We start from the raw sequence: 13,272 nt of genomic DNA, 5'->3' as shown, positions 1-13,272 counted from the left end.
CTCAATGCTTTGCAACAAGAAGTAAAGACCAAAGTAGAGGAGTTGCCAAAAGAAAATAGAATCTTAGTTACCGCCCATGATGCTTTTTCATATTTCGGCAAAGAGTTCAATTTTGAGGTTTTGGGTTTGCAAGGCTTGTCTACAACAACTGAGGCTGGAGTTAGAGATGTACAACGACTTTCAAATCTCATTATACAACGTGAGATCAAAGCAATTTTTGTAGAAAGTTCTGTGCCTCAAAGAACGGTAAAGGCTTTACAGGCCTCTGTAGAGTCTAAAGGGAAAGAGGTAAAAATAGGAGGAGAATTGTTTTCAGATGCTTTAGGTAATACAAATGAAGAGACTGGAAATTATATAGGTATGTTTAGATACAATGTCAACACCATTGTTAATGCACTTAAATAAAAAACAAAAGAATCAACAAGAAATACTACGAGAAGAAAATGGATCATAACATCGCTCTTGCCATAGATGATTTAACGGTAGCATACAATTATAAACCTGTATTGTGGGATATAGATTTGCAGATTCCAGAAGGGGTTTTGATGGCTATTGTTGGTCCCAATGGTGCAGGTAAATCAACGTTGTTAAAATCAGTTTTAGATATTATAAAGCCTTTGGCCGGTTCTGTAACCATATATGGAAAGCCGTACCGAAAACAACGCCATAAGGTTGCCTATGTGCCTCAAAAAGGGAGTGTGGATTGGGATTTTCCAACGACAGCGTTAGATGTGGTTATGATGGGGACTTACGGTGCTTTGGGTTGGATCAAAAGACCCGGGAAAAAGGAAAAAAAATTAGCCCTGGAAGCATTGGAAAAAGTAGGAATGTTGCCTTACAAGAGTAGGCAGATTTCTCAATTGTCAGGAGGGCAACAACAACGTATTTTTTTGGCTAGGGCATTGGTACAAAATGCGGCGATTTACTTTATGGACGAACCTTTTCAAGGGGTAGATACAACTACAGAAAAAGCCATCATTCAAATCTTGAAGGAGTTGAGAAAAGCAGGAAAAACAGTTGTTGTGGTTCATCATGATTTGCAAACCGTTCCAGAGTATTTTGATTGGGTGACATTTTTAAATGTAAAAAAAATTGCAACCGGTCCAGTGGCAGATATTTTTAATGATGATAATTTGACCAAAACCTACGGAATAAATTACAAAACAAGTATTGTAGAATAATTGATCGACAAAGCATGGAACAGTATATTTATTTGTTAATGTCCGATTATACCTTACAAATTATTACGTTAGGAACGGCCATGTTAGGCGCTTTGTGCGGGATGTTGGGTAGTTTTGCTGTTTTGCGTAAACAGAGTTTGTTGGGAGATGCTATAGCTCATGCCTCTTTACCAGGAATTGCGATTGTGTTTTTAGTTTTAGGTGTAAAAAACAACAATGGCTTACTGTTAGGAGCCTTATTAAGTGGTTTGGTTAGTGCTGTTTTTATCAAAGGAATAATCTCTAAAACACATTTGAAATCAGACACTGCTTTAGGGGTCGTCTTGTCAACATTTTTTGGTTTTGGAATGTTACTACTTACGTATATTCAAAAATTACCAAATGCAAATCAATCAGGGTTAGAGAAATACTTGTTTGGACAAGCAGCAACTTTGTTGGCAGAAGATGTTTGGTTGATGTCAATGATTACAGGGGTAGCTTTGTTTGTTGTCTTGTTGTTTTGGAAAGAATTCAAAATGGTCTTGTTTGATGTAGATTTTACCAAAACGTTAGGGTTTCATGTAAAGTTTATTGACACTTTGATGACTTCTTTTATTGTGATAGCAATTGTGATGGGGCTTCAAACAGTTGGAGTCGTCTTGATGAGTGCTATGCTGTTAGCTCCTGCTGCCGCGGCTAGGCAATGGACTCATAGTTTATCTAAAATGGTTTTCTTGGCAGGAATTTTTGGCGGCGTTTCAGGAGTATTAGGAACTGCAATCAGTGCGAGTGCCAATAATTTATCTACAGGTCCAGTTATTGTTTTGATTGCAACCTTTTTTGTGATGATTTCATTTGTTTTTTCTCCGACCAGGGGATTGTTATTTAGACAAATAAAATTATGGAAAAACAGGAATGATTTAAAGTTGATGAAGACATTATTATTTATGTACAACTTGGCAAAAGATCATGAAAATATTTCTCATCCTCATAAAATATTATTGTTGAACAATTTTCAAGGATATACACGTAAAAGTCTAAAGAGGCTAGAGAGTGAAGAATTAATTCAGTTGAACAAAGATGATTGGGCTTTGACCCAAAAAGGGTTCAACACTGCTGAAAATTTATATACGAACCAGTAATGACAAATGCTCAGTTAGAAATTCAAGTGATTTTAGTTTTAGTAGCAGTAGCTTGTGCTTTGCCAGGAGTTTTTTTGGTGCTCAGAAAAATGGCGTTGATCAGTGATGCCATCAGTCACTCTATTTTACCAGGAATTGTTATTGGGTTTTTTATCACACAAGATTTGGCCTCTCCATGGTTAATTTTAATGGCAACTTTGACAGGAGTGTTAACAGTAGTATTGGTAGAGTATATTCAAAAAACAGGTTTAGTCAAAGAAGATACTGCTATTGGTTTGGTATTTCCTTCTCTTTTTAGTTTAGGGGTTATTCTTATAGCTCGTAACGCAGGGGATGTGCATTTAGATTTAGATGCTGTATTGTTAGGAGAAGTTGCTTTTGCTCCGTTCAATCGCTGGATGTATGGTGGAATTGATTTAGGTCCAAAATCATTATGGATGATTGGAACGATCTTAGGAGTTTCAATACTGTTGTTGCTCTTGTTTTATAAAGAATTGAAAATTGCCACTTTTGATACTGGCCTGGCTGCTTCTTTAGGCTTTGCGCCTGTAGGTATCCATTATGGATTGATGACAATATCTTCTGTAACAACTGTGGGTGCTTTTGATGCGATTGGTGCTATTTTGGTTGTTGCTTTTATGATTGTTCCTGCCGCTTGTGTTTACTTGTTGACCACCAATTTAAAAAAGATGTTGGTTTGGTCCTCTTTGGTTGGTGTTTTTTCGTCAATAGTAGGCTATTGGGTTGCCCACGTTTTAGATGCTTCTATCGCCGGAACCATTGCGACCTTATTAGGTTTGTTGTTTTTTGTGGTTTATTTATTTGCACCCAACAAAGGTTATATTTCTCAATGGTATAGAACAAAGCAGCAAAAAACAGAAGTGGCAATGTTGGTGTTTATGCTCCATTTGGCAAATCATCAAGAGGAAGAAAATGAAAGAAATATCGATCACTTACAGGAACATATCAATTGGACAAAACAGAGGGCAAAAAAAGTATTGAAACTTGCGAATCAAAATAATATGATAGCAATCAACAGTAGAATCATCAATTTAACCCCCAAGGGATTGTCTTTTACACAGCAGGCGGTAACCTACATCTCTGAGAACAAAAATTCAGAATTAGAAGGGATTAAGAATGATTTTTTCTTGTTTAGAGGGTGATTATTTTTTTGTATTATTCTATATTAATTACTAACTTTAATACAGAATACATAAAAAAACACCTAAATGACTATATTAAACATATTCCTAAACAAAAATCAAAGAGCTAATAGAGGTCATTTTGCAAACATTGTTAAAATAGCAAAAGTTGACGGCAAGTTGACAAGACGAGAAATTGTTTTGTTAAAGAAAATCAAAAGAGATTTAGGAATTAGTGATATCATCTTCAGAAGTATAGTGCGTCATCCGGAGAGATATCCTATCAATCCACCGACCAATTATGAAGATAGAATCACGAGACTTCATACCCTAGCCAAAATGTTAATTGTTGAAAAAGAATCCTACGAATTGTCTCTGAAACTTTTAGAGAAGTTAGCTGTAGGGATCGGATTTCCTTTAAGAACACATAAGGAAGTAGTCAAGCTTGCAGTAAAGTTAGTGATGTCCCATACCGACGTTTCAACTTTTGCAGCCGAGATCAAAAAAATTAATATTCATAAAGACTAATTTTTATTTATTGTCTAATATTGTCAAGAGATTGTCTAAATTAGACCATCTATTTTTTAGGAAATGACGATAGACAAACCTTTTAAAGTATACAATGCCTCTGCTGGTAGCGGTAAAACATTTACGCTGGTAAAAGAATATTTGAAAATTCTTTTTTTGGCTAAAAGTGAGTTTGAGTTTCAGAAGATTTTGGCCATCACATTTACCAACAAGGCTGCCTCTGAAATGAAGCATCGTGTGTTGAATACTTTAAAAAATGCCTCACAAAACCTTGAAGATGACCTTGTGTTATCGCTTCTGAACGAAGTGAACTTAAGTCCAGAACAAGCACAAGAAAAGTCAAAGAGGATTTTAAAAAATATTCTTCATAATTATGCGAGTTTTCATATCAATACGATTGACAGTTTTACACACAAATTAATTAGGACTTTTTCTCTAGACCTAGGACTTCCATTAGATTTCGAGGTAGAAATGGATACAGATCCATTATTCGAAGAAACAATAGATTTGTTAATCTCTAAAATAGGGGCAGACCAAGCACTTACAGAAATTTTGGTAAAGTATACCTTGGAGCAGGTTGAAGAGGACAAGGACTGGAAAATTAATGAGTCATTAGTTGCGGTTGCAAAATTGTTATTGAACGAAGAAAATGAGGTTGAAGTATCTAAGTTGATCAGTACTAATCTCTCAGATTTCACAGTTTTGGAGACACGTTTAAAGGGTTATTTAAAGGGCACCGAGGATAAATTCAAAAAGTTAGGAGAAGAAGCTATGGCGCTTATTGATGAATATGAGATTGCTCATTCTTCATTCACGTCAAGTGCAGTTCCAAATTATTTTAAAAAATTTGTGTCAGGGTGGAATAAGAAGGAAGAACAACTAGCAATCAAGACGGTTGAGAAATGCTTTGATTCTGGGAACTTTTATCCGCAAACAAAAACAAAAGATGCAAAGAAATTAGAGGATAGAGAAAGGATAGATATAGTTAAAAACAATTTGTATCCTATTTTTGATGTCTCTAAACAATTATTATCAGAGGATTTCGGACAGTATTTTCTTGTGAAAAAGATATTAAAATCGATAGTGCCTTTGGCAGTATTGAGTTATATTCATAAAGAATACACACACTTAAAAGACGAAAATAATATTTGTGTCAATGCAGAATTCAACCGTTTGGTTAGCAAACAAATCAAAGATCAGCCAGTTCCTTTTATTTATGAGCGTTTGGGAGAAAGATTTCAGTATTTTTTTATTGATGAAATGCAAGACACCTCTGAGTTGCAATGGGAAAACTTAATTCCTTTAATTGACAATGCCTTGTCACAAGGAAATGGACAATTAATGTTGGTTGGAGATGCCAAGCAATCAATTTATAGGTGGAGAGGAGGGAAAGCATCCCAATTTGTTGATATTTCAGACGAGAACGAAAAAAAACTTTTTCATGTTGGGAAAGAAGTAGCCACTCTAGGGACAAATTATAGGAGTTATAGCAACGTGATACATTTCAATAATGATTTTTTTTCGTTTTTATCTACCCATATCAAAGAACCAGCTTATCAAGAAATATACAAAAAGGAAGAAGATCAAAGGACGAATACCAAAGAAGGCGGTTATGTTCGGTTGGAAGTTTTTGAAAGAGAAGCGGTCTTTGAAAAACACGAGGTATATGCTGAGAAAGTCTATCATAAGGTGGTAGAAATAAAATCTAAAGGTTTTTCCTATGGAGATATTTGTGTTCTGACTAGGAAAAAAGATGATGGTGTTGCGGTGGCAGATTATTTAGTTTCTCAAGGAATAGAAGTCATTTCACCAGATAGTTTATTGCTTAAAAACAATGAAGGTGTTCAGTTGTTTGTGTATTTGCTGAGATGGTTAGAAAACCCAGTAGACAAAGATGTACTGATTGAGGTTCTTTACTACCTATATTCTCATTTAAATGTTAAAGTTCCGGAGCATGAATTTTATAAGACCTGCCTATCTATAAATGATACAGAGCAATTCTTTGAGTTTTTGGGTCTTGAATTTAGCATGACTAAATTTTTCTCTTTGTCTCTATATGACGGTGTAGAGTATTTAATTCGAGTCTTTGGTTTTCAGCAAATATCGGATGTTTTTATACAAGCTTTTCTAGATGTTGTTTTGCAGTATCAATTAAAGGAATCTGGAGGGCTACAAATGTTTTTGTCCTATTGGGATACCAAGAAAAAACAGTTGAAAGTTGAAGTTGCACCTAGTGAAAATGCTTTGCAAATTATGACCATTCACAAGGCTAAAGGACTTGAATTTCCAGTCGTTATTTTCCCTTTTGATTTGAATACAGAAGATGTCAGTAGAGAGAAAGTTTGGTATCAGACCCATGAGCTAGACGTTTTTAAAGGTTTCGAAAGTTTTCAAATAAAAGCTTCTAATCAATTGTCTTTGTATGGAGGCCAGGGAAAAGAAAAACTAGAGAAGTTGAGTGCAGAAATTCAACTTGATAGTTTCAATTTGTTGTATGTAGCTTTGACAAGGGCAAAAGAACAACTGCACATTTTGTGTGATACAAAGAACAGTAAATCAGATCAGTTAAAACACTTTTCAGATTATTTCAAAGCCTATATGGCTCAAAAAAATGCAGATCAGATCTACGAAATTGGAGATTCTAATAGGAGGTCTAAAGAAGAAAAATCAAAGGACGATTTTTTGTTAGACGAATTTTTTAGCGTTGATAAAAAAGAAAATCAAATATTTATTATTCAACGCGGGGAAGAAGAAGATGGCGCCAGAGTTTATGGGAATATCATTCATAAAGCTTTTGAAAAAGTTATAGATGCTAAAGATGTTGAAATGGCATATAATTATATGGAACAGCAAGGGTTGTCTCCTGAAATTTTAAATCGTGCAAAAAAATCTATTCACCAGGTCGTTTCTCATCCTCGATTGAGGGATTATTATAAAGAAGGGCTAGAAGTGTTTACAGAAAGATCCTTTTTGACTCACAGTGGCGAAATTAATATCATGGATAGGGTTGTTTTTAGTGGAAATGAAGCTGTTATTGTCGACTATAAGACAGGCGCTTTTAATCCCTCTCATAGGTTGCAACTAGAAAATTATTCTAATGTCCTAGAAGGATTAGGCTACCGTGTAAAGGAAAAATTATTAGTTTACTGTAATCAAGACATCAATATTATGAACGTCTAACAAATTATTTGTGGATTTAACTTTTTTATTGGCGAACAAAGGTTCCCTTTTGTATATTTGTTTAAAATCAACACTGTATTCTTAGTATGAGATACTTTAGTAGCCTCTTTATTTTATTTTTTTTGGCCCTATCAATCACAGAAGCAAACGCTCAAGATGGAGAGAAAACATGGGCTATAGGTGTTGGTACAAACGGTGTTGATATCTTAAATAAAGAATACACAAGTCTTTCCGATCAATTTTTAGATTATACCAGATTAGATAAGGATTTGAATATTTACCCAGTAATCTCAAGGTTGTATGTGGCAAAATATTTAGGCAAAGGTTTTTCTTTAGATTTGGCGGCCGCTGAAAATAAAATAAGTAAAATTCCAAACAATTTAAAAGCTGAGAAAAAAAAATATTACTCATTAGATCTTGGAGCCAGGTATGATTTAAACACTTTGTTTGGTCAAACAGGATGGTTTGATCCTTATGCTAAGTTTAGTTTAGGAGGAGTGATTGTTCAAGACGATTGGTATTTTACTAGTGCTCCAGCTTTGGGTTTTAATATTTGGTTTAATTCTTCTGTGGGAATCAATATTGAGTCATCTTTTAAAGGAGATGGGTCTAGATTTCTTGGGACAATGTCACATTTCTTAATCCCAGAGAATTTGAGATCCGTTCAGTATTTAGGAGCCTTTCACTTTCACCATGCCTTCTCCTTTGTTGTTAAATTTGGTTCAAAAAAGCAGAAAGTAAAGAACCAAGAGGATTGTTCAATTCATGAAAATCTACAAACATTTTCTTGTCATGATCTTGATGGGGACGGCATAAGAGATAAAGTAGATGCTTGTCCTGAATTGCCAGGAGGTTTAGCGACAGATGGTTGTCCTGATCAAGATGAAGATGGTATTGCAGATAAAAACGATTCCTGTCCAAAATTACCTGGTGATATCTTACACAATGGATGTCCAGATGATGATGGAGATGGTATTGCCAATCACAAAGACTCTTGCCCAGAGGTGCCTGGTCAAGCAAAGTTTTTCGGTTGTCCCGATACTGATCTCGATGGTTTGGTAGATAAAAATGACAACTGTCCTAATGAGTTTGGTCCCAAAGAAAACAGTGGTTGTCCTTGGCCAGATACTGATCAAGATGGGGTAGCAGATCACATGGACCATTGTGTACATGAAAAAGGTCGTAAAGACAATCATGGTTGCCCGTTGGAGAATGTTGAAAGACCAAGAAAAACACTAGGTGCCTATGCTAAGAGCATCCACTTTAGTACGGGGGATTATAAATTAAAACAGAGTTCCAAAAGGATTTTGAATAACATTGTGCAAGTGATGAAAGAATATGAAGATGTTCGTTTTGATATCCAAGGTCACACTGATGCCACAGGGAATAAAGACTTAAACTTAAAATTATCTCAAAAAAGAGTAGAAGCGGTATCAGCTTATCTTATTTCTCAAGGAATTGAGGCATGTCGTTTGCATATTGAAGGCTACGGAAAAATAATCCCTGTGGCAAGCAATAAAACAACTCTGGGTAGGGTTTTAAATAGACGAGTGGTTTTAACTGCTGTAGAATAATTTAGCTCGTTTTCTTTTCTAAATCAAACTCCCTTTGTGCTCTTCTACTATTGGGTATTAAAGTAAACCTCCACTTATTCCAAACTATTTAGGAAAACATCTGCGTTTTTAAGATGCGCTTCTTTTTTTGTTGCATCCATTTTGTCAAACATAGCGACCATCATTCTTAGCCTTGGGTTTTTACTCAGAAAAGCTCTTTGTTTGTCTATAAATCTCCAAAATAAACCATCCCAAATGACTTGCCATTCCCCCTTTTTATAGTTGCTCATTTTCATTAAATAATTACTTCCACTTATGTACGGTTTTGTCGACATTAGGCCACCATCAGCAAATTGACTCATTCCGTAGATGTTAGGAACCATCACCCAATCGTAAGCATCGATGAACAGTTCCATAAACCATTGATATACTTCATCAGGATCAAATTCACAGAGCAACATAAAATTACCCAAGACCATTAAACGTTCGATGTGATGAGAATATCCAGATGTTAATAATTTATGAATTGTTTGATCAATAGGAACGATGCCCGTTGTTCCATCGTAAAATGAGCGGGGAATTTTTTTAGAAAACCCCCAAAAATTTTGGGTTCGTTCTTTAGATCCACACGTAATGTAAACACCTCTCATAAATTCACGCCAACCTATAACTTGTCTGACAAAACCTTCTGTTGAGTTGATAGGAATTTCATTCTTTTTTGCAAATGCCAAGCATTGATTGATAATTTCCCCTGGGGTAATAAGTCCTACGTTTAGCATGGGGCTCAAAACACTATGATTTAAGATAGAGTTCTCTGAAACAATGGCATCTTCATAGGTACCAAATTCAATAAATCTTTGCTCTAAAAATTGCTCTAGCCATGCTTGTGTACTCTCAAATTGGTACGGATAGAGAGGTTGGTCTGTCAGTTGACCCAAATTGTCTTTATAATATTGATCCACATATGAAATGGCTTCTGTGTAAAACAAATCTTTCTTAGGAAAAAGAATAGCAGGAGGTGTTTTCTTGGCAGGATATTTTTTTCTATTCTCATCATCAAATGTCCATTTTCCACCCTCAGGATTTCCAAAAGCGTCTATCAAAATATTTCTAAGAACACGTTGTTGTTTGTAGAAGGTAGTTTGGTGGAATTTCTTTTTTGTTTCTTTGAAGAAAGACGACAGGTCTTGTGGTGTGTTTAGAAACATTGGGTTGTCCACCATGGTTAACAAAATATTATTTTCATCGCCTGTCTGTTGAAGACGTTTTGATAACCACTCGTCTACGGGGTCTACATAATTTATTTGTGATATTTCTTCTTTTCTAAAGTGAGGAATTAAATTTCGTACATCCGATAGAGGCACTATAGCTTCAATATAAACGACTTCGATACCCTTAGCAATAAGAAAGGCTTCATAGGCTTTCATGCTTGCTCTGTGGAATGCAATTTTTTGTTTATGAAATTTATATTGATTAAAGAATAATTCTTCTTCGATTAAATAAAAGACACCTTCGTTTTTGAATAAAGGGGAGTTTTTAAATAATTGATGTGGAAAAATAAGGTTTGCTTGTTTCATTTCTTCGGTTTGTTTCTTCTACAACGTTCACTGCAATATCGTACTTCTTCCCAGTTTTTTTCCCATTTCTTTCGCCAATTAAAAGGGAGTTGACAAACGATGCATATTTTTGAGGGAAGATTTTGTTTTTTCATACCTAATGATAATTGTTAACGTCTATTTACATGCATTTGTAGTAGTCTCTTTTTTTCTTTTATTACCATTGGGTGTTTTCTATGCCCCCAGATTTTGTCTCTTGCTTTGCTTGCACTTTCTTTCAAATCAACAATTGGAAATGGATAGTCTTCACCCAGGTGGACACCACAAAAGCTTTGTTCCATCAAGCTCATTTTCCAAGGTTCATGAATAAATGCCTCAGGTACATCTTTTAATTCTGGTACCCATTTTTTGATAAATGCTCCATGGGTATCGTGGGTTTCAGAGTTTTTAATAGGGTTGTATAGTCTCACGGTATTGATACCCGTAACCCCAGCTTGCATTTGGAATTGTGGATAATGGATACCGGGTTCATAATCTAAAAACTGCTTTGCCAAATGGTAAACACCTTCTCTCCAATCTTGATCTAAGTTAAAGACCAAAAAGGAAACTACCATTGCTCTCATTCTAAAATTAATCCATCCTGTTTCCATAACGGCACGCATACAAGCATCTATCAAAGGGTAGCCTGTGGTTCCCATTTTCCAGGATTTTAAGTATTCTTCGTTAGGAAGATGAGGTAAATGTTCATAACCTCTATTGACACAAAGTGTTTCGTAGCTACATTCCATTTCAAACTTCTGAATGAAGTGGCAATGCCAATGCAATCTGGTTAGCATGGCAGAAAAAGCTTTGCTATTTTTGGTTCCATTTGGATGTGTTCCCACAAACTGAAATACTTGTTTGATGCTCAGGTTTCCCCAAGCAATAAAGGGAGATAATCTGCTGCATGATTTTCTGCTTTCGGAAGGTTTGGAAATGTTTTTTTGATACTGAAACCCACGATTTTCAACAAAAGAAGTAAGGTATCTCCATGCATTTTGTTCTCCAGGAGGTTGAAAACTTTTAGGATAGTTCTTTAGTTTGTTCAGTAAGTTTTCAGGAATAATAAAAGAGTGTTTTGGTGTAGATACAGTTCCTATACTATATTTGTTTTCTGTTAGAGGTTGGTGCATTTTTTGATGCCAAGATCTACTCCAATCTTTTCTGTTCTTAATTCCACGTAAAATACCATCTCGTTGAAACTCTTTCCATGTGATTGCATGATTTCGACAAAAATTATGCATTTTTTTGTCTCTATTCCATGTCAATTGTGTACCCGTTTCCTGGTAACTATAAAGATGTTTAACAGAGAATTGGGTATTTAAAAAGGAAAACACATCAATTGCTTCTCCATAAAAAATACTGACTTCTCTTTCAAAAGGTCTTAACCTCTTGTTGAGGGATTTAATGGAGTGATAAACAAATTGTAAGTGCCTTGTGTTAACGTCAGGTTGTTTTAAAATAGAGGGTTCAAACAGATAAACAATCAAATAAGGTAAGTGGCTTTGTTCTGCATGATGAAGTGCAACATGATCCTGTAAACGCAAATCACGTTTTAACCATACAATATTTAGATTATTGGCTTTCAATAGGTAATTTGTTTTTGACATTTTTTCCAAAAACTAAAGAAAGATGGAAAGTAGCCTTTTACATCAAACATCCACGCTCTGGGCTCCTCAATTCCCTTATAATGGGAGTTTGTAGGATGCTCTTTGTAGTGAACCGAAGAAAGATGGTATTCTTGAATCAATTCATCAAATTCACCGACATAGATTTGAACACCTTCAATGTTTTTTGAAAGTCCCAAAACAAAATCTAAAGTTTTTTGGCTGACAGGGTATTCTCTAAAATGAGAAGGTTCCAAGAGTAAAACGTTGTTGGTGATGATGTCTTTTTTCCAAAGCGGGTCTAAATTGTAAAAGTTGTACACTGCTGTTGGTAGTGAACTATCAACATATATAATTTCTTTTTTAGGTAGTGGGGTCTCCAATTTGATTTTGTCTGCCAAATCTTCTAATACTCTAGGGATCTGTAAATCGGGAATATTCTCGTAGGTTATGTCTAAAAAAGTATGTTGTTGCTGAGTGTTACAGTATTTATTTATGTTTTCTTGGTTCGCAATGTATTTTTTGTTGCTGTTTGCACCAGCTACCCATTGCCAACTCAAAGCATTGCTAGCCCAATCTGCGTCTAGCAAGTGATAATACATCCACCTTGCAGGGAGTTTCCAGTGGCTTTTCCCAAAATTACAAGCCAATGCAGCAATATACATTCTAAGGTGATTGTGTAGGTAGCCAGTTTGGTAAAACTCTTCTAAAGCCTTGTCAATGGCAATGATTCCTGTTTTTGCATTTAGGATTGCACTGGGGATCTTGTGATTTGATACCTCTGGTTGCTCATGCTTTAAATCAAAGTTAATCAGTGTTCCTTTGGCTATCCATACTTGTTGCCAATAGTCTCTCCAGGCCAGTTCTTGTATAAGTTTTTGCGCTTTCCAAGGTTTGTGTCCTTGTTTCAAAATTTCTTGATAAACGTATTGTGTCGAGATGACTCCACGAGAAATATAAGGGGACAGATAAGTAACAGACCCATTGATAAAATTTCTAGTTTTACCGTAGTCTACAGGGTCTATCGATGACACTTTCTTGAGAATGTCTTCAAATTGAGTAGAAAAAGGAGTAATCATCTTTTACTGATTTTATTTCCTGTGATCGCTCGTTGCCGAGTACATTTGAATCTAGTAATGTCTGGATTTCTTTTTTTGAGGTGTTTTTGACTTACACCGCTATGAACTCTTTTTCTCCAGCGCTTGAAGCTTGTTTCCTTTAGGTTTGCTCTCATGGTCTGAATGACTTCTTTCTCCGAAAGCCCAAATTGAAATAAAATGGCTTCAAAGGGAGTTCGGTCTTCCCAGGCCATTTCGATAATCCTATCTAGCTCCCTTTCGCTCAATTCTTTTTTGTCTTTCATGT

At 35.5% G+C, this 13,272-nt stretch carries 12 protein-coding genes; 7 read left to right on the top strand and 5 right to left on the bottom strand.

Features of this window, described 5'->3' with window-relative positions; translation table 11 throughout:
* The 7 genes from ABF281_RS01030 to ABF281_RS01000 form a co-directional block, all read left to right on the top strand.
* The coding region (locus ABF281_RS01030) for a zinc ABC transporter substrate-binding protein (RefSeq protein ID WP_347179845.1) at positions 1-405 on the top strand (405 nt) is incomplete at its 5' end.
* A 38-nt stretch (positions 406-443) separates the two neighbouring features.
* Positions 444-1,181 (top strand): metal ABC transporter ATP-binding protein, encoded by a 738-nt coding sequence (locus ABF281_RS01025; protein ID WP_347179844.1) that lies wholly within the window; start codon positions 444-446, stop codon positions 1,179-1,181.
* A gap of 14 nt (positions 1,182-1,195) precedes the next feature.
* Positions 1,196-2,302 carry an iron chelate uptake ABC transporter family permease subunit gene (locus ABF281_RS01020; protein ID WP_347179843.1) on the top strand — a complete coding sequence of 369 codons (1,107 nt, stop codon included), beginning with the start codon at positions 1,196-1,198 and terminating at the stop codon, positions 2,300-2,302.
* The gene (locus tag ABF281_RS01015) at positions 2,302-3,465 is read left to right on the top strand and encodes a metal ABC transporter permease (protein WP_347179842.1); all 1,164 of its coding nucleotides are present in this window, start codon (positions 2,302-2,304) and stop codon (positions 3,463-3,465) included. Before ABF281_RS01020 ends, ABF281_RS01015 begins: the two co-directional genes overlap by 1 nt.
* A 66-nt stretch (positions 3,466-3,531) precedes the next feature.
* Positions 3,532-3,972, top strand: a complete 441-nt coding sequence (locus tag ABF281_RS01010; protein ID WP_347179841.1) for a hypothetical protein — start codon at positions 3,532-3,534, stop codon at positions 3,970-3,972.
* A 63-nt stretch (positions 3,973-4,035) separates the two neighbouring features.
* A complete protein-coding gene (locus tag ABF281_RS01005; RefSeq protein ID WP_347179840.1) occupies positions 4,036-7,152 on the top strand; it encodes a UvrD-helicase domain-containing protein in 3,117 nt (1,038 codons plus the stop codon).
* Positions 7,153-7,274: 122 nt separating this feature from the next.
* On the top strand, positions 7,275-8,726 hold the full coding sequence (locus ABF281_RS01000) for an OmpA family protein (protein ID WP_347179839.1): 1,452 nt from the start codon (positions 7,275-7,277) through the stop codon (positions 8,724-8,726).
* 74 nt (positions 8,727-8,800) lie between these two features.
* Here ABF281_RS01000 and ABF281_RS00995 read toward each other — a convergent pair whose 3' ends face one another.
* Genes ABF281_RS00995 through ABF281_RS00975 form a run of 5 tightly spaced genes read right to left on the bottom strand, consistent with a single transcriptional unit; the run spans position 8,801 to position 13,270 of the window.
* On the bottom strand, positions 8,801-10,282 hold the full coding sequence (locus ABF281_RS00995) for a cryptochrome/photolyase family protein (protein WP_347179838.1): 1,482 nt from the start codon (positions 10,280-10,282) through the stop codon (positions 8,801-8,803).
* Positions 10,279-10,416 (bottom strand): DUF2256 domain-containing protein, encoded by a 138-nt coding sequence (locus tag ABF281_RS00990; protein WP_347179837.1) that lies wholly within the window; start codon positions 10,414-10,416, stop codon positions 10,279-10,281. The genes ABF281_RS00995 and ABF281_RS00990 overlap by 4 nt, the downstream gene beginning before the upstream one ends.
* A 15-nt stretch (positions 10,417-10,431) precedes the next feature.
* A complete protein-coding gene (locus ABF281_RS00985; protein ID WP_347179836.1) occupies positions 10,432-11,910 on the bottom strand; it encodes a deoxyribodipyrimidine photo-lyase in 1,479 nt (492 codons plus the stop codon).
* Positions 11,886-12,986: an FAD-binding domain-containing protein gene (locus tag ABF281_RS00980; RefSeq protein ID WP_347179835.1), complete on the bottom strand. Its 1,101-nt coding sequence runs from the start codon at positions 12,984-12,986 to the stop codon at positions 11,886-11,888. Before ABF281_RS00980 ends, ABF281_RS00985 begins: the two co-directional genes overlap by 25 nt.
* Positions 12,983-13,270, bottom strand: coding sequence for a TIGR03643 family protein (locus tag ABF281_RS00975; protein ID WP_347179834.1), 288 nt, complete (start codon positions 13,268-13,270; stop codon positions 12,983-12,985). Before ABF281_RS00975 ends, ABF281_RS00980 begins: the two co-directional genes overlap by 4 nt.
* Positions 13,271-13,272 lie beyond the last annotated feature (2 nt).

Source organism: Wenyingzhuangia sp. (assembly GCF_039768515.1).
Classification (GTDB): Bacteria; Bacteroidota; Bacteroidia; order Flavobacteriales; family Flavobacteriaceae; genus Wenyingzhuangia.
This window is presented reverse-complemented; position numbering and strand designations above follow the sequence as displayed.

Coding starts and splice junctions, on each gene's coding strand:
- ABF281_RS01025 (WP_347179844.1), top strand. CDS start 444: ATGGATCATAACATCGCTCTTGCCATAGATGATTTAACGGTAGCATAC.
- ABF281_RS01020 (WP_347179843.1), top strand. CDS start 1,196: ATGGAACAGTATATTTATTTGTTAATGTCCGATTATACCTTACAAATT.
- ABF281_RS01015 (WP_347179842.1), top strand. CDS start 2,302: ATGACAAATGCTCAGTTAGAAATTCAAGTGATTTTAGTTTTAGTAGCA.
- ABF281_RS01010 (WP_347179841.1), top strand. CDS start 3,532: ATGACTATATTAAACATATTCCTAAACAAAAATCAAAGAGCTAATAGA.
- ABF281_RS01005 (WP_347179840.1), top strand. CDS start 4,036: ATGACGATAGACAAACCTTTTAAAGTATACAATGCCTCTGCTGGTAGC.
- ABF281_RS00995 (WP_347179838.1), bottom strand. CDS start 10,282: ATGAAACAAGCAAACCTTATTTTTCCACATCAATTATTTAAAAACTCC.
- ABF281_RS00990 (WP_347179837.1), bottom strand. CDS start 10,416: ATGAAAAAACAAAATCTTCCCTCAAAAATATGCATCGTTTGTCAACTC.
- ABF281_RS00985 (WP_347179836.1), bottom strand. CDS start 11,910: ATGTCAAAAACAAATTACCTATTGAAAGCCAATAATCTAAATATTGTA.
- ABF281_RS00980 (WP_347179835.1), bottom strand. CDS start 12,986: ATGATTACTCCTTTTTCTACTCAATTTGAAGACATTCTCAAGAAAGTG.
- ABF281_RS00975 (WP_347179834.1), bottom strand. CDS start 13,270: ATGAAAGACAAAAAAGAATTGAGCGAAAGGGAGCTAGATAGGATTATC.